This is a genomic window from Mesorhizobium sp. B3-1-8 (assembly GCF_006439495.1).
Lineage (GTDB): Bacteria > Pseudomonadota > Alphaproteobacteria > Rhizobiales > Rhizobiaceae > Mesorhizobium.
In genome coordinates this window covers 1-22,530 of the sequence record NZ_VFTK01000032.1, presented here as the reverse complement: position 1 = coordinate 22,530, position 22,530 = coordinate 1, and the positions used below count along the sequence as shown (strand labels likewise).

Annotated in this window: 17 protein-coding genes; 14 read left to right on the top strand and 3 right to left on the bottom strand. The window is 64.5% G+C overall.

What is annotated here, in order from left to right:
• Positions 1-38: 38 nt before the first annotated feature.
• The 14 genes from FJ424_RS25180 (at position 39) to FJ424_RS25115 (ending at position 16,775) form a co-directional block, all read left to right on the top strand.
• Positions 39-200, top strand: coding sequence for a hypothetical protein (locus FJ424_RS25180; protein WP_140657747.1), 162 nt, complete (start codon positions 39-41; stop codon positions 198-200).
• Between the two features lie 12 nt (positions 201-212).
• Positions 213-1,619: an APC family permease gene (locus tag FJ424_RS25175; RefSeq protein ID WP_140657749.1), complete on the top strand. Its 1,407-nt coding sequence runs from the start codon at positions 213-215 to the stop codon at positions 1,617-1,619.
• A gap of 46 nt (positions 1,620-1,665) precedes the next feature.
• Complete coding sequence (locus FJ424_RS25170; protein ID WP_181167004.1) at positions 1,666-2,355, top strand: hypothetical protein; 690 nt, start codon at positions 1,666-1,668, stop codon at positions 2,353-2,355.
• On the top strand, positions 2,352-2,681 hold the full coding sequence (locus tag FJ424_RS25165) for a hypothetical protein (RefSeq protein ID WP_140657751.1): 330 nt from the start codon (positions 2,352-2,354) through the stop codon (positions 2,679-2,681). Before FJ424_RS25170 ends, FJ424_RS25165 begins: the two co-directional genes overlap by 4 nt.
• Before the next feature lie 86 nt (positions 2,682-2,767).
• The gene (locus FJ424_RS25160) at positions 2,768-3,664 is read left to right on the top strand and encodes a glutamine amidotransferase family protein (RefSeq protein WP_140645125.1); all 897 of its coding nucleotides are present in this window, start codon (positions 2,768-2,770) and stop codon (positions 3,662-3,664) included.
• 4 nt (positions 3,665-3,668) lie between these two features.
• On the top strand, positions 3,669-4,400 hold the full coding sequence (locus FJ424_RS25155; protein ID WP_140657753.1) for a GXGXG domain-containing protein: 732 nt from the start codon (positions 3,669-3,671) through the stop codon (positions 4,398-4,400).
• 6 nt (positions 4,401-4,406) lie between these two features.
• Positions 4,407-5,735, top strand: a complete 1,329-nt coding sequence (locus FJ424_RS25150) for an FMN-binding glutamate synthase family protein (RefSeq protein ID WP_140657755.1) — start codon at positions 4,407-4,409, stop codon at positions 5,733-5,735.
• A 37-nt stretch (positions 5,736-5,772) separates the two neighbouring features.
• Positions 5,773-7,080 carry a type III glutamate--ammonia ligase gene (gene glnT, locus FJ424_RS25145; protein ID WP_095768776.1) on the top strand — a complete coding sequence of 436 codons (1,308 nt, stop codon included), beginning with the start codon at positions 5,773-5,775 and terminating at the stop codon, positions 7,078-7,080.
• Between the two features lie 35 nt (positions 7,081-7,115).
• The gene (locus tag FJ424_RS25140; protein WP_140657757.1) at positions 7,116-8,369 is read left to right on the top strand and encodes a sarcosine oxidase subunit beta family protein; all 1,254 of its coding nucleotides are present in this window, start codon (positions 7,116-7,118) and stop codon (positions 8,367-8,369) included.
• 73 nt (positions 8,370-8,442) lie between these two features.
• Positions 8,443-8,718: a sarcosine oxidase subunit delta gene (locus tag FJ424_RS25135; protein ID WP_140657759.1), complete on the top strand. Its 276-nt coding sequence runs from the start codon at positions 8,443-8,445 to the stop codon at positions 8,716-8,718.
• On the top strand, positions 8,718-11,699 hold the full coding sequence (locus FJ424_RS25130; protein WP_140657761.1) for a sarcosine oxidase subunit alpha: 2,982 nt from the start codon (positions 8,718-8,720) through the stop codon (positions 11,697-11,699). The genes FJ424_RS25135 and FJ424_RS25130 overlap by 1 nt, the downstream gene beginning before the upstream one ends.
• Entirely contained in the window at positions 11,692-12,318 is a 627-nt protein-coding gene (locus FJ424_RS25125; protein ID WP_140657763.1) for a sarcosine oxidase subunit gamma family protein, read from the top strand. Before FJ424_RS25130 ends, FJ424_RS25125 begins: the two co-directional genes overlap by 8 nt.
• Positions 12,319-12,429: 111 nt before the next feature.
• Positions 12,430-14,799 carry an aminomethyltransferase family protein gene (locus FJ424_RS25120; protein ID WP_140657765.1) on the top strand — a complete coding sequence of 790 codons (2,370 nt, stop codon included), beginning with the start codon at positions 12,430-12,432 and terminating at the stop codon, positions 14,797-14,799.
• Positions 14,800-15,065: 266 nt separating this feature from the next.
• The gene (locus tag FJ424_RS25115; RefSeq protein ID WP_140657767.1) at positions 15,066-16,775 is read left to right on the top strand and encodes an APC family permease; all 1,710 of its coding nucleotides are present in this window, start codon (positions 15,066-15,068) and stop codon (positions 16,773-16,775) included.
• 163 nt (positions 16,776-16,938) lie between these two features.
• Here FJ424_RS25115 and FJ424_RS25110 read toward each other — a convergent pair whose 3' ends face one another.
• The 3 genes from FJ424_RS25110 to FJ424_RS25100 all read right to left on the bottom strand — a co-directional run bounded on the left by FJ424_RS25110 (position 16,939) and on the right by FJ424_RS25100 (position 22,219).
• Positions 16,939-20,091 carry an efflux RND transporter permease subunit gene (locus FJ424_RS25110; RefSeq protein ID WP_140657769.1) on the bottom strand — a complete coding sequence of 1,051 codons (3,153 nt, stop codon included), beginning with the start codon at positions 20,089-20,091 and terminating at the stop codon, positions 16,939-16,941.
• 308 nt (positions 20,092-20,399) lie between these two features.
• Complete coding sequence (locus FJ424_RS25105; RefSeq protein WP_181167009.1) at positions 20,400-21,533, bottom strand: efflux RND transporter periplasmic adaptor subunit; 1,134 nt, start codon at positions 21,531-21,533, stop codon at positions 20,400-20,402.
• 80 nt (positions 21,534-21,613) lie between these two features.
• Positions 21,614-22,219, bottom strand: a complete 606-nt coding sequence (locus FJ424_RS25100; protein ID WP_140645136.1) for a TetR family transcriptional regulator — start codon at positions 22,217-22,219, stop codon at positions 21,614-21,616.
• Positions 22,220-22,530: the final 311 nt, after the last annotated feature.

Sequence of the window (22,530 nt, the reverse complement as noted above, 5' to 3'; positions counted from 1 at the left end):
AAAGAGACTTCGACGACAAAGAGTCCGGGGAAAACATCATGTGGATGGGACTGTCTTACGTTTGCTGGGCCATCTCGGCCGTGCTGGCGCTGTGGATGCTCTACGACTGGTTCAAGGTCGATACGACCTATTCCGAGGAGACTCTGACGTCTTCCCGTGAAGGTGAGCTTGAAGCCGTTTCCGAAAAACACCGGATCTGAGTGGGGACTGATATGACGGCTGCGGTTGAAACGGGACAAACGACGACAATCCACGGCGACAGGGTCTCGCTGCTTCGGGTGCTCGGCCCGGCGCATGTGTGGGCGCTGGGCGTCGGCATCGTGCTGGTCGGCGAGTTCACCGGCTGGAATTTCTCCGCCGACAAGGGTGGCGCGCTCGCCGCGCTGATCGTCTGCTGGGTCGTCGGACTGCTCTACACCTCGGTCGCGATGATCGACTCGGAGGTGACGTCGACGGTCGCCGCCGCCGGCGGCCAATATGCGCAGGCCAAGCATATCGTCGGGCCACTGATGGCCTTCAACGTCGCGCTGTTCCTGGTGTTCGCCTACACCATGCTCGAGGTGTCGGACGCGATCCTGCTCGGCGACACCATCGTCGCCAAGGCCGGCGTCGAAGGACTGACGCACAATTCCTTCATCGCCGCCACCATCGTCGTGCTCGCCTGGCTCAACTATCGCGGCGTGCTGATGACGCTGAATGTCAATTTCGTCATCACCGCGATCGCCTATGTCTCGATCGTCATCCTGTTCTTCTCGGTCAGCCCGTGGACGCAAGGCGCGGTGCTGAAGCTCAACGAACTGGTTACCCCCGCCAATGCGCTGCCCTATGGCTGGATTGGCGTGATCGCCGCCTTCCAGTTCGGCATCTGGTACTATCTCGGCATCGAGGGAACGACCCAGGCGGCCGAGGAAGTGCGCTCGCCGGCGCGCTCCCTGCCCTACGGCACCATGGCCGGCATGATCACGCTTTTGATCGCCGCCGCGATGACCTGGTATGTCTGCGCCTCGCTGATGCCCTGGGAATATCTCGGCATCACCTATTATCCGCTGTGGGACGCCGGCAAGCTGACCGGCAGCCCGCTGCTCGAAAACCTGCTCTTCATCGCGACGCTGCTTGCCGCGCTTGCCTCGGCCAATGGCTGCATCAACGACGCGGCGCGCGCCTGGTTCTCGCTCGGCCGCGACCGCTATCTGCCGAGCTGGTTCTCGGCGGTGCATCCGAAGTATCGCACGCCCTATCGCTCGATCCTGTTCCTGCTGCCGATCGCGCTGGCCTTCGCCTTCATCGCCGACCTCAACCAGGCGATCACCTTCTCGATCCTGTCGGGCGTGCTGCAATACACCTTCATGAGCATCAACATCATGATGTTCCGCAAGAAGTGGCCACTGGGTTCGATCCGCCGCGGCTACACACACCCCTTCCACCCGCTGCCCGCGATCGTGCTGTTCTGCCTGTGCATGGTGACGTTCTTCGCCATCTTCCTCGGCTTCGGCTCGCAGCTGATCGCGATGACGGTGTTCTATTTCCTGATTTCGCTATGGTTCCACTTCTACCGCTACAAGTTCGTGCGGCGCGGCGACCAGTTCTCCATGCCGTGGCCGAAGCCGCAGGGTTATTGAGTGGAGTGAAGGCCCGCCTTTCGATGGCGGGCCGTGGCGTGTCGCGATGTCCGAGCTGACGTCAGTATTGCTTACCGGGGCGATCGCACTGGGCGTCGTCGTCCATATCGCCTGGCTGGCGCGTGCCGGCCGCGACAGGGCGAAGGCTGCCTTGGCCGCCGATACGGCCAGCGTTCGCAGCGTCATTGCGGACGCCGCCGACATTTCCGACGGCACGGCCGGCGTCGTCACCTGGGCCGGTTCCTGGAACGGCCAGCGCGTCCAGCTGCGCACCATCGTCGACACGCTGGCGACACGAAAGCTGCCGACACGCTGGCTCAGCGTTTCGATCACCGAGCCGGTCGCGGTGCCGGGTACGTTCGACATGATGATGCGGCCGAATTCGGCGACGACGTTTTCCAATTTCGATCATCTTGCGCACACGCTGCCGAAGGTGCTCGGCTTTCCCGCCGACGCAGTGCTCAGGACGGACCGCAAGGGCGTCGCTTTCCCGCAGGACCTGATCGCCGCGCATACCGGCATTTTTGCCGAAAGTCGCGCCAAGGAATTGCTGGTCACGCCGAACGGCGTGCGCATCGTCTGGCTGCTGGCGGAGGCCGAACGCGCCCGCTACGGCGTGTTCCGCCAGGCGGCGTTCGGCGATACCAGGATCGATCCTGCCTCGATCGAACGCCTGCTCGCGGTGGCTTCGGGCCTGCGCGAAGCCATCAACCGGCGCGAAAGGCAGGCAGCATGACCGACGAGACCGCTTCCTCCGCCCCGGCCAATCCGTATCTCGTGCTCGGCGCGGCGATCGTTTTGCCGGCAAGCGGCCATGTCATGCTCGGCGTGCCGGTGCGCGGCCTGCAGTTCCTGTTCTTCATGGTGATCCTTGGTTGGGTAACGACCAAGCTGGCGCCGGCCGACGCCGGCTTCATCGGCCGCCATGCCGGCGGTTTCCTGATCTATGCCCTCTCGATCCTCGACGCCTACAGGATCGCGCGCATCCGCCATGCGATCTGGGTTCACAAGGCGCGTCCGGACGGCGATAGTGCCAAAGGTGACGTGCCGTCGAATATATAACGACAGGAAAATTTCTTTCATACCAATTGAATTTGGCCAACTCATTGGGTACATCATCTGAGAGCCAAAAAACGCCGGAGGCTGGCATGTGCGGAATCGTCGGACTTTTCTTGAAGGACAAGGCGCTGGAGCCGAAGCTCGGCGCGATGCTGTCGGAGATGCTGGTGTCGCTCAGCGACCGCGGCCCGGACAGTGCCGGCATCGCCATCTATGGCGCCCCTTCCAAGAATGAAGCCAAGATCACCATCCAGTCGGCCAAGCCGGAGCGCGATTTCCGCGGCCTCGATGTCGAGCTCGCCAAGGCGATCGGCGCTCCCGTCAGCCTTGCCACGAAATCCACCCACGCCGTCATCCGTACCGCGCCTGACAAGGTCGACGCCGCGCGCGAGGCGCTGCAGACGCTCCGACCCGACATCCGCATCATGGGCGCCGGCGAAGCGGTGGAGATCTACAAGGAAGTCGGCCTGCCGGAAGCCGTCGTCGATCGCTTCGACGTGCGCTCCATGACCGGCACCCACGGCATCGGCCACACCCGCATGGCGACGGAATCGGCGGTGACGACGATGGGCGCGCATCCGTTCTCGACCGGCGCCGACCAGTGCCTGGTGCACAATGGCTCGCTGTCCAACCACAACAATGTGCGCCGCGAGCTGATCCGGGACGGCATGACCTTCGAGACCGAGAACGACACCGAAGTGGCGGCCGCCTATCTCTCCAACCGGATGGCGCACGGCAAGAATCTCGGCGAGGCGCTGGAAGGCACGCTCTCCGACCTCGACGGCTTCTTCACCTTCGTCGTCGGCACCAAGAACGGCTTCGGCGTGGTGCGCGATCCGATCGCCTGCAAGCCCGCCGTTATGGCCGAGACCGACCAGTATGTCGCCTTCGGCTCCGAATATCGCGCGCTGACCAAGCTTCCCGGCATCGACAATGCGCGGGTCTGGGAGCCCGAGCCCGCAACCGTTTATTTCTGGGAGCACTGAGCCGATGCCGGCAACCATAATGTCGAAAGCCGAGCGGGATCAGAGCCATGCGAGGGTCTTCGACCTCTCGCAACAGTCGCTGCGCGAACTGAACCAGGCGCTGCACAAGCTCACGCCCGGCTCGAACGAGACCGCCTGGGAAGTGCTCAACCCGAAAGGCAGCCACTCTGTGGCGGTCGGTGTCGACCAGCCGGTCAGCATCGATGTGCGCGGCAGCGTCGGCTATTACTGCGCCGGCATGAATGACGGCGCCGCGATCACCGTGCACGGCTCTGCCGGTCCCGGCGTCGGCGAGAACATGATGTCAGGCTCGATCGTCATCAAGGGCGATGCCAGTCAGTATGCCGGCGCCACCGGCCGCGGCGGTCTTCTCGTCATCGAAGGCAACGCCTCGTCGCGCTGCGGCATTTCGATGAAGGGCATCGACATTGTCGTGCACGGCAATATCGGCCACATGTCGGCCTTCATGGCACAGTCCGGCAATCTGGTCGTGCTGGGCGATGCCGGCGATGCGCTGGGCGATTCCATCTACGAGGCGCGGCTCTTTGTGCGCGGCAAGGTCGAAAGCCTCGGCGCCGACTGCATCGCCAAGGAGATGCGGCCCGAGCATATCGAATTGCTGCAGGGCCTGCTCGACAAGGCCGGCGTCACCGGCGTCAAGGCGTCGGAGTTCAAGCGCTACGGCTCGGCCCGCAAACTCTACAATTTCAACATCGATAACGCCGACGCGTATTGAGGCAAGATGACCTACCGCAACCCGCCGACGACGCCGCGCAAATCCGCGACCTTCGACGACTATACGCTTTCCGAAATCCGCCGTGCGGCCGCAACCGGCATCTATGACATCCGCGGCGCCGGAGCCAAGCGCAAGCTGCCGCATTTCGACGACCTCTTGTTCCTCGGCGCCTCGATCTCGCGCTATCCGCTCGAAGGCTATCGCGAGCGCTGCGACACCTCGGTGGTGCTCGGCTCGCGCCATGCCAGGAAGCCGATCGAGTTGAAGATCCCGATCACCATCGCCGGCATGAGTTTCGGATCGCTCTCCGGCCCGGCCAAGGAGGCGCTCGGACGCGGCGCGACTCTCTCCGGTACCTCGACCACGACCGGCGACGGCGGCATGACCGAGGAGGAACGCGGGCATTCGAAGCAACTGGTCTACCAGTATCTGCCGTCTCGCTACGGCATGAACCCGCGCGACCTGCGCCGCGCCGACGCCATCGAAGTGGTCGTCGGCCAGGGCGCGAAGCCGGGCGGCGGCGGCATGCTGCTCGGCCAGAAGATCTCCGATCGCGTCGCCGAGATGCGCACCCTGCCCAAGGGCATCGACCAGCGCTCGGCCTCGCGCCATCCCGACTGGACGGGGCCGGACGATCTCGAGATCAAGATCCTCGAGCTGCGCGAGATCACCGACTGGGAAAAGCCGATCTACGTCAAGGTCGGCGGCGCCCGCCCCTACTATGACACCGCGCTCGCGGTGAAGGCCGGCGCCGATGTCGTGGTGGTCGACGGCATGCAGGGCGGCACGGCTGCCACCCAGGAAGTGTTCATCGAGAATGTCGGCCAGCCGACGCTTGCCTGCATCCGGCCGGCGGTACAGGCGCTGCAGGACCTCGGCATGCACCGCAAGGTGCAGCTCATTGTCTCGGGCGGCATCCGTAATGGCGCCGATGTCGCCAAGGCGCTGGCGCTCGGCGTCGACGCGGTGTCGATCGGAACGGCGGCACTGGTCGCGCTTGGCGACAATGATCCCCGCTGGGAGGCGGAGTACAGTACGCTCGGCACCACGGCCGGCGCCTATGACGACTGGCACGAGGGTCGCGATCCGGCCGGCATCACCACGCAGGATCCCGAGCTGATGAAGCGGGTCGACCCGATCGCGGCCGGACGGCGGCTGGCGAACTACCTCAAGGTGATGACGCTCGAAGCGCAGACGATTGCCCGCGCCTGCGGCAAGAATAGTCTGCACAATCTCGAGCCCGAGGATCTCGTCGCGCTCTCGATCGAAGCCGCCGCCATGGCCGGCGTGCCTTTAGCCGGTACCAACTGGATACCGGGGAAGAACGGCTTCTAGGACAAACTTCCAAGACACATAAGCGAGGAACTACATAATGGGGAACGATCTCGCCGCATTCGCCAAGGAGAACGGCGTCAAATATTTCATGATCTCCTACACCGACCTGTTCAGCGGGCAGCGTGCCAAGCTGGTACCGGCGCAGGCGATCGCCGACATGCAGAAGGACGGCGCAGGATTTGCCGGCTTCGCCACATGGCTCGACCTGACGCCGGCGCATCCGGACATGCTGGCGGTGCCGGATCCGGCTTCGGTCATCCAACTACCGTGGAAGAAGGACGTCGCCTGGGTAGCCGCCAACTGCATCATGGACGACAAGGAGGTGAACCAGGCGCCGCGCAACACGCTGAAGCGGCTGATCGACGAAGCCGCCCGCGACGGCATGCATGTCAAGACCGGCGTCGAGGCCGAGTTCTTCCTGATCTCGCCCGACGGCAAGGCGATCTCCGACGAATACGATACAGCCTCGAAACCCTGCTACGACCAGCAGGCGGTGATGCGGCGCTACGACGTCATCGCCGAGATCTGCGACCATATGCTGGCGCTGGGCTGGGGCCCGTACCAGAACGACCATGAGGACGCCAACGGCCAGTTCGAGATGAACTGGACGTTCGATCACGCGCTGGCGACCGCCGACAAGCACTCCTTCTTCAAGTTCATGGTCAAGTCGATCGCCGAAAAGCACGGCTTGCGCGCGACGTTCATGCCCAAGCCCTTCCAGGGCCTGACCGGCAATGGCTGCCATGCGCACATCTCGGTGTGGGACGAGACCGGCAAGACCAACGTCTTTGCCGACAATTCGGAAGAGCTTGGCCTGTCCGCCAAGGGCAGGAACTTCCTCGGCGGCATCATGAAGCATGCCTCCGCGCTTGCCGCGATCACCAACCCGACGGTCAATTCCTACAAGCGCATCAACGCGCCGCGCACCATTTCGGGCGCGACCTGGGCGCCGAACACGGTGACCTGGACCGGCAACAACCGCACGCACATGGTGCGCGTGCCCGGGCCTGGCCGTTTCGAATTGCGCCTGCCGGACGGCGCCGCCAATCCGTATTTGCTGCAGGCCGTCATCATCGCTGCAGGCCTCGACGGCATCCGCTCGAAGGCCGACCCCGGCAAGCGCTACGACATCGACATGTATCAGCTCGGCCATACCGTTACGGACGCGCCGAAACTGCCGCTCAACCTGCTCGATGCGCTGCGCGAATTCGACAAGGACAAATCGCTCAAGGCGGCGCTGGGTGAGGAATTCTCGTCGGCATATCTAAAGCTGAAGCAGCAGGAATGGAATTCCTATGCTTCGCACTTCACGCAGTGGGAGCGCGACCACACGCTGGATATCTGATATCTCGGCGGTGCGAGCGACCTCGGAATGAACTGATGAAATATTCGATCTTCTCGCTCGCCCGCGCCGCCCTTTCCGGCCACAAGAACTGGCAGCCGACCTGGCGCGACGCAGCGCCCAAGGACCGCTATGACGTGGTGATCATCGGCGGCGGCGGCCACGGTCTCGCCACCGCCTGGTTCCTCGCCAGCGAGTTCGGCATCCGCAATGTCGCGGTGCTGGAAAAGGGTTGGATCGGCTCCGGCAATGCCGGCCGCAACACCACCATCATCCGCTCCAATTACGGCCTGCCCGGCAATACCGGCTTCTACGAATTGTCGATGAAGCTGTGGGAGAGGATGGAGCAGGACCTCAACTACAACGCCATGGTCAGCCAGCGCGGCGTGCTCAACCTCTATCACTCCGACGCGCAGCGCGACGCTTTCGCCCGGCGCGGCAACACCATGCGCATCAACGGCATCGATGCGGAGCTGCTCGACCAGGCGGCGCTCAGGAAAATGCTGCCGTTCCTGAATTTCGACAATGCGCGCTTCCCCGTGCAGGGCGGACTGCTGCAGCGGCGCGGCGGCACCGCACGGCACGATGCGGTCGTGTGGGGCTACGCGCATGCGGCGAGCGAACTCGGCGTCGACATCATCCAGAATTGCGAGGTTACCGGCTTCACGCGCGACGCCAACGGCAAGGTCACCGGCGTCGAGACCTCGCGCGGCAAGATCGGCGCCGGCAAGGTCGGCATGGCAGTGGCGGGTTCTTCTTCGCGCGTCGCGGCCATGGCTGGCCTGCGTCTGCCGATCGAAAGCCATGTGTTGCAGGCTTTCGTCTCCGAAGCGATCAAGCCGCTCATCCCCGGCGTGATGACCTTCGGCGCCGGACACTTCTATGTCAGCCAGTCGGACAAGGGCGGGCTGGTCTTCGGCGGCGACATCGACGGCTACAATTCCTATGCGCAGCGCGGCAACCTGCCGGTCATGGAAGATGTCTGCGAAGGTGGGATGGCGCTGATCCCGATGATCGGCCGCGTGCGGCTGCTGCGCCAATGGGGCGGCATCATGGACATGTCGATGGACGGCACGCCGATCATCGACAAGAGCCCGGTGGACGGCCTCTATATCAACGCCGGCTGGTGTTATGGCGGCTTCAAGGCGACACCGGGCTCAGGCTTGGTCTTTGCCCATCTCATCGCCCGCGATCAATCGCACAAGGAAGCGGCCTTGTTTCGCCTCGACCGGTTCCAGCGCGGCGCCATGATCGACGAGAAGGGCCAGGGCGCCCAACCGAACCTGCATTAGAGATAGAGCATGATGTTATCCAAAAACCGCTCCACACTTTTTGGCATCATGCTCTGAGGACAGCCGGAAACCGATGCGCATTACCTGTCCCTTCTGCGGCGAACGCGAACTCGGCGAGTTCACCTATCTCGGCGACGCCAAGCCGCAACGTCCCGCGGCCGATGCCGGCGAGGACGCCGTCTACGACTACGTCTATCTGCGCGACAACATCGCCGGCGTGATGAGCGAGCACTGGTACCATGGCGGCGGCTGCCGGGCCTGGCTGAAGGTCACCCGCAACACGCTGACGCATGAGATTTCTTCTGTCGAACCGGCGGCGGGCGCCGGTGCCTCCAAGGTTGGTGCGTGATGCGCGGCAATCAGGCAAACCGGCTGAACAATGGCGGTCTCATTGACCGCTCCGCCGCGCTCAATTTCCGCTTCGACGGCAAGACGTTCTCGGGCTTCAAGGGCGACACGCTGGCGTCCGCGCTGGTCGCCAACGGCGTCAAACTCGTCGGCCGCTCGTTCAAGTATCACCGCCCACGCGGCATCCTGACGGTAGGCTCGGAAGAGCCGAACGCGCTGGTCGAGTTGCGCAGCGGCGCGAGGCGCGAGGCGAACACCAAGGCGACGACGGCCGAACTCTATGAGGGTCTCGAGGCCGCAAGTCAAAACCGCTGGCCGTCGCTCAATTTCGACGTGATGTCGGTCAACCAGCTGTTCGCGCCGATCTTCGTCGCCGGCTTCTACTACAAGACCTTCATGTGGCCGGCGAAGTTCTGGGAGGCGATCTACGAGCCTGCGATCCGGCGCGCCGCCGGTCTCGGCCGCGCAGCGCAGGTTTCCGACCCCGACCACTACGACAAGGCCTGGGCGCATTGCGACGTAGTGATCGCCGGTTCCGGCCCAGCGGGCCTGGCGGCTGCCCTTGCCGCCGCGCGCTGCGGCGCGCGCGTCATCCTGTGCGAGGAGGATTTCGTCCTCGGCGGCCGCCTGCTCGCCGATGGCGGCACGATCGACGGATTGCCGGCCGCCGAATGGGTCGCGCGCGCGGTTGCCGAACTGGCGGCGATGCCGGATGTGCGCATCATGACGCGCACGACACTGTTCGGCGTCTATGACGGTGGCACCTATGGTGCGATCGAGCGCGTCAACGACCATCTGCCGGTGCCGCCGGAACATCAGGTGCGGCAGCGGCTGTGGCGCATCGTGGCCAAGCGCTGCGTGGTCGCCGCCGGCGCGATCGAACGTCCGATCGTCTTTGCCGGCAACGACACGCCCGGCGTGATGATGGCGTCGGCCATGCGCAGCTACATCAACCGCTACGCCGCCACGCCGTCCCGGCGGATCGCGCTGTTCACCAACAACGAGGATGGCTGGCGCACGGCCGAAACGGCAATCGCCGCCGGACTGCAGGTCGCGGCGGTGATCGATGCGCGGCCGGACGTTTCGCCGGCGCATCGCTCGCTGGCCAGCAAGGGCGGCTTCCCGGTGCTGCACGGCGCCGTCAGCGGCGTCGATGGCGGCAAGGGCGGCGTGCGCAAGATTTCCGTCTCGCTGACCGGCGGCGCGCGCGCCGAGGTCGAGGCCGACGGGCTCGCCGTGTCCGGCGGCTGGAATCCGGCGGTCGGGCTCACCTCCTATCATCGCGGCCGGCCGAAATGGCGCGACGACATAGCCGCCTTCGTGCCGGACGGCGCGCCGCCCGGCATGGTCGCAGCGGGCGCGGCCAACGGCGCTTTCGGACTTGGCGCCTGCCTGCGCGAAGGGTTTGAAGCCGGCGCTGCCGCGGCACGCGATGCCGGACGCAGCGGCAATATCGGATCGATGCCGGTCGCCGACGACGAAGCCTTTTCGATCACCCCGCTCTGGCATGTCGCCGGCAAGGGCAAGGCCTTCGTCGACCAGCAGCACGACGTTACCGCTTCCGATGTCGAGCTGGCGCAGCGCGAGGGTTTTCAATCGGTCGAGCACCTGAAGCGCTACACGACGCTCGGCATGGCGACCGACCAGGGCAAGACCTCGAATGTCGCCGGCCTCGCCATCATGGCCGCCGTCACCGGCAAGTCGATCCCGGAGACGGGCACGACGATCTACCGGCCGCCTTACGTGCCGGTCGCCATCGGCGCCTTTGCCGGCCACCACCGCGACGAGAATTTCCATGCGACCCGGCTGACGCCCTCGCATCACTGGGCGGCCGAACAGGGCGCAGTGTTTGTCGACACCGGCCTTTGGAAGCGCGCGCAGTGGTACCCCCGCGCGGGCGAGAAGGACTGGCTGGAATCGGTCACCCGCGAGGTGAAGGCCGTGCGCAACGGCGTCGGCTTCTGCGATGTCTCGACGCTCGGCAAGATCGACGTGCATGGGCCGGACGCAGGCACCTTCCTCGACCGCGTCTACATCAACACTTTTTCCAATCTCGCGGTCGGCAAGGCGCGTTACGGGCTGATGCTGCGCGAGGACGGCATGGTCTACGACGACGGCACGACCTCGCGTTTGGCCGAGGACCATTATTTCCTCACTACCACCACGGCGAAGGCCGGGCTGGTGATGCAGCACCTCGAATTCTGCCGGCAGGTGCTGTTCCCCGAACTTGACGTGCAGCTGACCTCGGTCTCCGACCAGTGGGCGCAGTTCTCGATCGCCGGGCCGAAGACGCGTGACCTGCTCAAGGAGATCGTCGATCCGGCCGAGGACCTGTCGAACGAAGGCTTCCCGTTCATGGGCGCGCGCGAGGTCAAGCTGCGCGGCAGCCAGAAGGCAAGGCTGTTCCGCATTTCCTTCTCCGGCGAAATGGCGTTCGAGATTTCGGTGCCGGCGCGTTACGGCGAGGCCGTGGCGCGCAATCTGATGATTGCCGGCAAGCCATTCGGCGTGACGCCCTACGGCACCGAGGCGCTCGGCGTGATGCGCATCGAAAAGGGCCACATCGCCGGGCCCGAGCTCAACGGCACCACCACGGCGGGCGATCTCGGCCTCGGCAAGATGATGTCGACCAAGAAGGATTTCATCGGCCGCGTCATGGCCGGCCGCGAGGCGCTGGTCGCGCCGAACCGGCAGGTGGTCATCGGCATCAAGCCGACCGACAAGGCGCGCCGCCTGCGCTCCGGCGCGCATATCATTCCGAAGGGCGAGACCCCTGGCCCCGACAACGACCAGGGCTATGTCACCTCGGTCTGCTTCTCGCCGGTGCTCGACCAGTGGATCGGGCTCGGCCTTGTCGAGCGCGGCCGCGAGCGCATCGGCGAGATCGTGCGGGCGCATGATCCGCTGCGCGGCGAGGACTATGATGTCGAGCTCTGCAATTCCGTCTTCTACGATCCGGATGGAGGGCGCCAGCGTGGCTGATTTTTCCTGGGATGTCCGCAGCCCGCTCGACCGCGCGCTGGTCGCCGGCGCTTACGGCGCGCAAGGCGAAGCCGGCGTTTCGCTGACCGAGATCCGCAATTTCGACCTCGTGCAGGTCATGGCGCGGCGCGGCAAGGCCGCCGAGATGGCGAAGGCCGCGAAGACGCGCTTCGGCGTCGCCACGCCGGAAACGCCCAGGGCGGTCGACGCGGCCGACGCGGCGCTGATCTGGTCGGGACCCGGCCAGTTCCTCGTGCTGTCCAAAGGCGGCAAGTACACGATGGATGGGCTTGCGCCTGTCTTTGCCGGCTCGGCCTCGCTGTCCGACCAGTCGCATGCGCGGGCGCTGATCAGCGTCTCTGGCGACAAGGCACGCGCGATGCTCGCCAAGCTGTCGTCGATCGATCTGCATCCAGACGTGTTTGGCGTCGGCGCGGCGGCTGCCACATCGATGGATCACACCAGCGTCACGCTGTGGCGAGGTGACGACCTGGCGGACGGACACGCCGTGTTCAATCTCCTGGTGTTCGCGACCTTCGCGGAGAGCCTGTGGCACACGATTCTGGACTCGGCTGCCGAGTATGGCGTCACGATCAGCCATTCCGAAGAGTTGGCATAGCGACGCGCCTTTCCCTTCTCGCCTTGCCAAATCCATCCCCGCTGCTATTCTCTCTGCGAAAATAATTTTACACACAGGCAAACTTGTTTCTCGCTCGGAGGAGGGTTTGAGATGAGCCAGTCGCCCTACCCCGCCGTCCTGTCCGGACCGCCGCGTCCGAGCCTGATTCTGAGGCCCGGTCAGATCGCGCTGCCGCCGGGGATGGAACGCTGTATCGTGCAGGGCAACGGCGCGGTGCTGATCGACGTCGAGGCCGGCGACAGCGTCAGCGTGACCAATGTCGAGGGTGGGCAGCCCTGCGAGTTGCTGGCCTGGGACACATCCGGCGCGACCGATCCGGGCATTTTCGGCGAACGTTCGAACAGCAATGCAGCCGGCATCAAGGCGCTGCTCGCCGAGAGCGACGACAGCCTTTCGGCGCTGCGCCTCAGCCTCGAGCGTCGCAAGGTAGAGCTCGACCAGCCAAAGGCCGTGCGCGTGTTCGGCGGCGCCACGCCAGCCGGCACCGAGCAGAGCTTTTCCGTCCAGCGCGACGGCGCGCTGCTGATCGCGGCGCCTGGCGGGCCGATGCTGGTCGACGGCTACAACACGGCGACGCCGCTCACCGTCATGATGCGCCGCGCCACGATCCGGCTGAAGACAAGGTCGCAGCTTCCCGATCCGCTCGCCGATCCGGTGCTCGATCTCAGAGTGCATTCGGCGACCGCCGAATCCTATTTCGTCAAGGCCGGCGACTATCTGCAGATCATCGATGTCGATGGCCGGCAATGCACCGACTTCCAGTGTTTTTCGGCGCGCAAGCTGGACAAGGGCCGCGACCTGCCGCTCGACGTCACGACGACCCGCACGCTGATGGGCTCGGCCTATCCGATGCCCGGCCTGCATTCGAAATATTACGACCAGGACATGGAGCCGCTGGTCGAGGTGGTGCAGGACACATGCGGGCGACACGACGCTTTCGCGCTCGCCTGCGCCGCCAAATATTACGACGACATCGGCTATCCCGGCCACACCAACTGCTCGGAGAATTTCAACAAGGCGCTGTCGGGCAAAGGCGTGAATCCCCGCGCCGGCTGGATGGCGATCAACTTCTTCTTCAACACGGCGATCGACGCGCATGGCGTGATGGTGTCGGACGAGCCGTGGTCGCGGCCGGGCGACTACGTGCTGCTCAGGGCGCTCACCGACATCGTCTGCGTGTCCTCGGCCTGCCCGGATGACACCACGCCCGCCAATGGCTGGGACCTCACCGACATCCATGTGCGCAGCTATTCCGGCCAGCACAAATTCTCGCGAGCGATCGCCAGACGCATGAAGCCCGACTCGGAACCGAAAATGACCCGCGAGACAGCCTTTCATTCGAGCTTTGCCAAACACACGCGCGACTTCGTCGAATACCGGGGCTATTGGCTTGCCAATTCCTTCGCCAAGGAAGGTCCGATCGCCGAATACTGGGCCTGCCGGCAGGCGGCCGTGATCATGGACCTGTCGCCGCTGCGCAAATTCGAGGTCACCGGGCCGGATGCCGAAGCGCTGCTGCAATACACGCTGACGCGCGACGTCAAGAAGCTCGGCGTCGGCCAGGTCGTCTATACGGCGATGTGCTACGAGCATGGCGGCATGATCGACGACGGCACGCTGCTTCGCCTCGGCAAGGACAATTTCCGCTGGGTCGGCGGCGACGATCTTTCCGGCGAATGGCTGCGCGAGACGGCGAAAAAACTCGGCCTCAACGTGCTGGTCCGCTCCTCCACCGACCAGATGCACAACATCGCCGTGCAGGGGCCGAAGAGCCGCGACATATTGAAGGAGGTCGTCTGGACCTCGCCGGTGCAGCCCTCGATCGGCGAGCTCGAATGGTTCCGCTTCGCGGTCGCCCGCATCGGCGGCGGCAACGGCGTTCCGGTGGTGGTCTCGCGCACCGGCTATACGGGCGAGCTCGGCTACGAGATCTGGTGCCATCCGCGCGACGCCGAAAAGGTGTTCGACGCCGTCTGGGAAGCCGGACAGCCGCATGGGCTGAAGCCGATGGGCCTGCAGGCGCTCGACATGGTGCGCATCGAGGCCGGGCTGATCTTCGCCGGTTACGAATTTTCCGACCAGACCGATCCGTTCGAGGCCGGCATCGGCTTCACCGTGCCGCTCAAGACCAAGACCGACGATTTCATCGGCCGCGACGCGCTGATTCGGCGCAAGGAGCACCCGCAGCACAAGCTCGTCGGGCTCGACGTCGACGCCAACGTCCCGGTCGGCCATGGCGACTGCGTCCATGTCGGCCGCGCCCAGATCGGCGTCGTCACCTCCGGCATGCGTTCGCCGGTTCTCGGCAAGACCATCGCGCTGGCTCGGCTCGACGTCACCCACGCGGAGATCGGCACGGAGGTCGAGATCGGCAAGCTCGACGGCCATGCCAAGCGGCTGCCGGCGCGTGTCGTGGCCTTCGCCCATTACGATCCGCAGAAGACCAAACCGCGTTCCTAAAAGCTGGGTTTCTGAAAGCCTCCCGAGGCGGATCCGACCCTCGCCGGCCGCCACCGGCGGCGGTCGGGTCAATGTTTCGCAAGCGTGATGTGCATGACATTCACAAAACGCTTGACGCGAAAGCGCGCCGGATCAATCTTCACTCTTAAGAAAAAAATACGACTGAGTGGAAACACGACGGGTCGACGCTGATTTGCCGGGGAGCAAGCTTCGCGAGAGCCGAAGCGTCGCTGGCGGGGAACAACAAAAAGGGGAAGACACAAGATATGAGCACGATAAGCACGGCCCTCGAGCAGCCTGCCGAAAGCAAGCTGCTCAGGCATATCGACTGGCGTGGCGCCTTCTGGGTGGCAAGCGGCGTTCCAGCGCTGGTCCTGTTCTCGATCGGCGGCATTGCCGGGACGACCGGAAAGCTCGCCTTCCTGATCTGGACGGTGTCCATGATCATGGGTTTCCTGCAATCCTTCACCTACGCCGAGATCGCCGGCCTGTTTCCGAACAAGTCGGGCGGAGCCTCGATCTACGGCGCGACGGCCTGGTTGCGCTACTCGAAATTCATCGCGCCGCTGTCGGTGTGGTGCAACTGGTTCGCCTGGACGCCGGTGCTGTCGCTCGGCTGCTCGATCGCGGCCGCCTATATCCTCAATGCGCTGGCACCGGTGCCGATCTTCACCGACACCTCGCCGGAAGTGATCGCCTATATCGCCGCGCATGCCGGAACCGCACCCGCCGACGCGATCGCCGCGGTCACGGCCGCCGCGACGCCGGCGATCCGCACATGGTCGCTGTGGGGCCACACGCTCGGCCCGGTGTCGTTCACCTTCAACGCCACCTTCTTCATCGGCGCGGTGCTGATGCTGATCATCTTCTCGATCCAGCATCGCGGCATCCTCGGCACGGCCAGTGTGCAGAAATATATCGGCCTGCTCGTCATCATCCCGATGCTGATCGTCGGCGTCGTGCCAATCTTCACCGGCCAGATCGACTGGGCCAATTTCTCGCCGCTGGTGCCGCTGGCCGCCGCTTATGCGCCCGATCCCGGCTCGTGGAACATTGCCGGCTGGACGCTTGCCCTCGGCGGCATGTTCATCGCCGCATGGTCGACCTACGGCTTCGAAACCGCGGTCTGCTACACGTCGGAATTCAAGAACCCCGGCACCGATACCTTCAAGGCGATCTTCTACTCCGGCCTGCTCTGCATGCTCTTGTTCATCCTGGTACCCTTTACCTTCCAGGGCGTGCTGGGCTTGAACGGCATGCTGGCGACGCCGATCGTCGACGGCTCGGGCGTCGCCGACGCGCTGGCCGGCATGGTCGGCGGCGGCAGGCTGATCCACAGCCTGCTGGTGATGCTGATGATCCTGGCGCTGGTGCTGTGCATCATGACGGCGATGGCCGGCTCTTCGCGCACGCTCTACCAAGGCTCGGTCGACGGCTGGCTGCCGCGCTATCTCAGCCATGTCAACGAGCACGGCGCGCCGACGCGGGCCATGTGGACCGACCTCTGCTTCAACCTGATCGTGCTGGCCATCGCCTCGGCCGACGCGACGAGCTTCTTCTTCATCCTCGCCGTGTCGAATTGCGGCTACATCATCTTCAACTTCCTCAACCTCAATGCCGGCTGGATCCACCGCATCGACAACGGCCATATCAATCGGCCGTGGAAGGCGCCGACCTGGCTGCTCGGCATCGGCGCGATCTTCGCCTATGTCAACGCGATCTTCATGGGCGCCGGCGCCAAGGTGTGGAACCCGATGGCGCTGTGGGCCGGCCTGATCACGGCGGCGCTGATCATCCCGGTGTTCTGCTTCCGTCACTACATCCAGGACAAGGGCAAATTCCCCGATCACATGCTGGCCGACCTCGGCATGGCGGGCGCCGACCTTTCGGTCAAGAAAGCGGGCATGCTGCCTTACCTGACGCTGATCGCCGGCGTGGCGGTGATGCTGATCGCCAACTGGGTGTTCGTCATCTGACATGGCAACCTGAAAGAAACGGGCGCGCTTCGGCGCGCCCGTTTCTTTGGCGCCAGTAAGCGAAGACTGACCGGCGCATGGCGCCGTCGAGACGTGGTTGCCCGTACATGCAGATCATCCGCCACCGTCCGATGACGATGGCGGATGATTCCAGGTTGCCACCTTATTCCGCGGCCAGGGCCAGTTGCGGTCTTTCAATGCCTTCGATCTTCTCCGGCTCGGATGCCTGCTCGTCGGTCTTGGCCTTCTTGGGCGCGCGGCCGAAGAACAGGGCGTAGCCGGCAGGCAGCACCAGGATGGTGAGCACGGTGGCGACCAGGATGCCGCCCATCATGGCGTAGGCGAGCGGCCCCCAGAAGACGGCGCGCGAGATCGGGATCAGCGCCAGCACGGCGGTCAGCGCCGTCAGCATGATCGGCCGGAAGCGGCGCACGGCAGCACCCACGATCGCTTCCGATCGCTCCATGCCGGCCGCGATATCCTGGTCGATCTGGTCGACCAGGATGATCGAGTTGCGCATGATGATGCCGAGCAGCGCGATGACGCCGAGGATGGCGACGAAGCCGAACGGCGCGCCGCTGATCAGCAGCGCAGCGGCGGCGCCGATGATGCCCAGCGGGCCAGTGGCCAGCACCAGCATCGATTTGCCGAAATGCTGCAGCTGGACCATCAGGAGAACGACGATGATGGCGAGCATGATCGGCGCCTTGGCGGCGATCGAGGCCTGGCTCTCGGCCGAATCCTCGGCGCCGCCCTGGATTTCGACCTTGTAGCCGGGCGCCAGGCCGGCGCGCAGGTCCTTCATGTCGTTGTACATCTTGGTGACGACGTCGTTCGACTGCACGCCGTCCGGCAGCGTGGCGCGCACGCTGATCGTCGGCAGGCGGTCGCGCCGCCATTCGATGCCTTGCTCCATGAGGGGCACGACCTTGGCCACTTGCGACAATGGCACCGAGCCGCCGAAGTCGGTCGGGATGTAGACGGAGTCGACCGAGGACAGCAGCTTGCGGGTCGCGTCCGGCTCGCGGGCGACGATCGAGACCGTCTCTTCGCCGTCGCGGAAGTCGTCGAGCGGCGCGCCGGACATGGTGGCCTGCAGCATCTGGCGGATGCGCTGCGAGGTGACGCCAAGGGCGCGAGCGCGATCCTGGTCGATCACCAGCTTCATCGCCGGCACCGGTTCCAGCCAGTCGTCATGGATGGCGCCGAGCAGCGGATTGGCCTGGAACTTCGCCTTCACCTCATCGGCGATGCGGCGCACTTCCTTGCGGTCCGGACCCATGACGCGCATCTGCACCGGCCAGCCCGTCGGCGGACCGAGGAAAAGACGGTCGACCTTGCCGCGGATCGAGGGGAAATCCTGCGCCAGGATCTTGCGCATCTTGACGATCAGCCGCTCGCGCGCCGGCTCGTCCTTGGCCATCACCAGGAGCTGGGCGAAGTTCGGATTGCGAAGCTGCTGGTCGAGCGGCAGGAAGAAGCGGGGCGCCCCTTCGCCGATATAGGTGGCGATGAAGCGCTTGTCCGGATCGTCCGCCATCTTGCCTTCAAACGACTTGGCCTGTTTTTCGACTTCCTTGATCGAGGTGCCTTCCGGCAGCCACAGGTCGACCAGGATTTCCGGGCGCGAGGATTGCGGGAAGAAGTTCTGCGGGATGAATTGGAAGGCCCAGAGGCTTGTGGCGAAGGTGACCAGCGTCATCACCAGAACGATGATGCGGTGGCGCACCGCCCAGGCGACGGTCGCGCGCAGGCGGCGGTAGAAGCCGGTATCGAAGACATCATGATGGGTGCCGGCATGCTTGCGCTGCTTGAGGATCATGTAGCCCAGCCAGGGCGTGAAATAGACCGCGACGAACCACGACACGACGAGCGCGATGCCGACGACATAGAACAGCGTGCGCACATATTCGCCGGCGGTCGAGGCGGCAAAGCCGACCGGGATGAAGCCAGCCGTGGTGATCAGCGTGCCGGTCAGCATCGGGAAAGCGGTCGAGGTGTAGGCGAAGCTTGCCGCCTCGATCTTTACCAGCCCTTCCTCGAGCTTTCGCTCCATCATCTCGACGACGATCATGGCGTCGTCGACCAAAAGACCGAGCGCGATGATGAGGGCGCCGAGCGAGATGCGCTGCAGGTCGATGCCGATCTCGTACATGATGGCGAAGGTGGCGGCCAAGACGAGTGGGATGGCGATGGCGATCACCAGGCCCGAGCGCCAACCGATCGACAGCAGCGAGACTGCAAGGACGATGAGCAGCGCCTCGCCGAGCGCCTCCATGAACTCGCTCACCGCGTCTTTGACGACCTGGGGCTGGTCGGAGATCTGGTCGACCGACACGCCGTAAGGCAGCCCCGCCTCGAAGCGCTGATAGGTCGCCTCGACATCCTTGCCGACGTCCCTGACGTTAAAACCCTTGGCCATGACGACGCCGAGCTGGACGCTCTCATGGCCGTTGAAGAGGTATTTGTTGTCGTAAGGATCCTGAAGGCCGGAAGAGACCGTGGCGATGTCGCCGAGGCGCGTCACCTGACTGCCGGAGCGCAGCCTCAGCTCGCGGATGTCGGCGGCCTTGGTGACGTCGCCCTCGACCGAGATGCGCACCGAACGCAGGCCGGTGTCGACGGAGCCCGCCGGATCGACGGCATTCTGCCCCTTCACAGCGTTCTGCAGGTCGACAATGGTCAGGCCGCGCTCGGCCAGCGCCTTGGACGAGACGTCGATATAGATCTTCTCCGGCTGGTCGCCGATGATGACGGCCTTTTCGACGCCAGGCGTCGTCAACAGCATGTCGCGCGCCTGGATGGCGAATTTCTTCAACTCCGGATAGGTGAAGCCGTCGCCGCTGATCGAATGCAGCGTGATGAAAGTGTCGCCGAACTCGTCGTTGAAATAGGGGCCGAGCAGGCCCTGCGGCAATTCATTGGCGATGTCGCCGACCTTCTTGCGCACCTGGTAGAAGGCATCTTTCACTTCCTCGGCATTGGTGTCGCCCTTGACCTGCAAGGTGATGATGGCGCTGCCGGCGCGGGTGTAGGAGCGGACGAAATCGAGATGCGGCGTTTCCTGCAGCTTGCGCTCGATCTTGTTGACGACCTGGTCCTCCATGTCCTGGATCGAGGCTCCGGGCCAGACCGCCTGCACCACCATGACGCGGAAGGTGAAATCCGGGTCTTCCTTCTGGCCCATGCGCATCAGGCCGAGGGCGCCGGCAAGGATGATCAGGCCGAACAGGAAGCGGGCGATGCTCGGATGTCCGATCGCCCAGCGCGAAAGGTTGAAGGGCCGCTTTTCAGTGCTGCTGTCGGTGGTGGTCATGGCACACGTCCAGTCCAATTGATCGGCAAGGCACGCTCGCTTGGCATGCCGCTTCTAAGTTCGGTGGGCTTCCGGGCGGCGGGACCCCTCAAGCGGAGAGAGACTCGCAAATCGCGCTGGACGCGGCACTGCTGCGGGGGAGCCAACATGCCGGCATCTCACGATCGGGCGTTCGCCGCCCGGAACCCATGCCTTCCCCGGCTCGCGGCTTGACGCAGCGAGAGCGGGAAAGGCGTCTGTTGCGCCTGACTTCAGGTCTTAGTTCGATGCATGTCGTTGCCCCGCTTCGCACTTTTGGGCGACAAGCATCAGTGCAGGCTGCTGGTGGTCGCGACGTCATCCGCCGAGGCGGATTGCTGGGCGTCGCCGGAAAGCTTGACCTTCAGGTTTTCGGTCATGAACTGGGTGCCGGCCGCGACCACGACATCGCCCTGTTTCAGGCCGTCGGCCACGGCGACACCGTCGGCGGTGAAGTTGGCGACCTTGATCGGACGGGGATGCACCGTGTCGGAGGCGCGATCGACCGTCCAGACGATCTGCTTGCCGTCCTTCTCGGTCATCGCGGTCAGCGGGATCGATACCAGTTGCGCCTTGCTGCCGACGGTCGCCTGGACATTGGCGGTCATGCCGAGCAGCACGCGCGGATCGTTGGGGAGCGAAACCCGGACGGCGAAGGTGCGCGACTGCGGATCGGCGCTGCCCGCGACCTCGCGGACCTTGCCGTCAAGGGTGAGCCCTTCGTCCGACCAGAAGTTCGCCTTGACCTCCTTGCCGGGCTTGAAGCCTGCGATATCCATCTCCGGCACCGCGATCGAAACTTCCTTCTCGCCGTCGACCGCGACGGTCATGACCGGTGTGCCGGCAGCGACCACCTGGCCGACATCGGCGGAGATGGCGGTGACGATGCCATTCTTGCTTGCCTTGAGATCGGCATACTGGACCTGATTCTGCGCCTGGGCCAGCGTCGAGCGCGCGGCATCGCGCGTCGCCACCGCCTGGTCGTAGGTCAGCCGCGCCTGATCGAGCTGCGATTTCGGCGCGAAGTTCTTGGCATAGAGCTGTTCGGCGCGCTTCCTGGCGAGGTCGACGGTCTCGACCTGGCGCTCGGCGGCGTCGAGGCTGGCAGCAGCGCTCTTCACCGACAATTCGTAATCGGCTGGATCGACGCGAGCGAGCACGTCGCCCTCATTCACGTGCTGGCCGATATCGACCAGACGCTCGGTGACCTTGCCGGCGATGCGGAAGCCGAGATTCATCTCGGTGCGGGCGCGCACCGAACCGGAATAATCAAGCTGACGGGTGGTCTGCGCCTCGCCGATCTCGACCACCTTCACCGGCCGGACGACTTCCTGGACGACCTCGGCCTTCTCCTGGCTGCAGCCGGCGAGGCTGAGCACTGCTGCGACGATGGCGGCGGTTGGGAGGCCGGCGGACGGCAGCATTCGGAGGATAGAACTGGACAATGACACCTTAGCACTCCCGAACTGGAGATGATCGTCTGCCGGCACCCGGCGGACAGTTTCTATTTCAAGGCCCTGATGGCGTAGTCGATAAGTTCGTCGGGCATCGCCCGATTGGTCTTGGCAAGGCACTGCGCCACCATCTGCGGATGGCAGAGAATGACTGTGGCGGCGCCGAAACAGCGGGAAGCCGTCTCGGGATCCTGCTCCCTGAACTCGCCGGCCTCGATGCCCTCGCGGATCACCTCGGCGTAGAGGTCGTGGATGCTGTTGACATGCTTGTCGATGACGCCCCAGTCGCGCTCCAGCGCGACGATCACCATCTCATGCACCTTCTCCTGGTCGAGCATGACCTCCAGCGTCATCTTGTACTGGGCATGGATGTAGCGGCGCAGGCGCTCCTCGGCGCTGATCGGCAGGTGCATGATCTCGTAGGCCATCTTGTAGCTGGCGCCGAGCATGCGGCCGCAGACGGCCTGGTGGATTTCGACCTTGGAGGCAAAGAAGCGGTAGATGTTAGCCGGCGACATGCCGAGTTCGCGGGCGATGTCGGCGACGTTGGTCTTGCCGTAGCCGTAGTGGCGGAACAGGCGCTCGGCGCAGTCGAGAATGCGCGTCACGTTCTCCTGTCTGGCGGGGTCTGCCACGATGTTGGCGGCTTCTGACATGGCGCTTTCGTTTTACGAGTGACGAATTTCAATTTTCGTCAGTCGTAAAGGGAAAGCGACGGGGAGTCAACGCGAAATCGACGTACACGTATAATTGGTGACAGATGGTGACAGTTACGGGGGTCTGCGGTGTGATGAGAAAGAGATTATTCTTAAGCGCAGCGATCCTTCGCACCCCCCTCTGTCCTGCCGGACATCTCCCCCGCAAGGGGGGAGATGGGCAGCTTCAGCGACGGCGCTTCACCTTGCGACTTTGGCGGTTGGCGAAAGCGGTGACGAGATTGATCTCCCTCCTTGCGGGGGAGATGGCC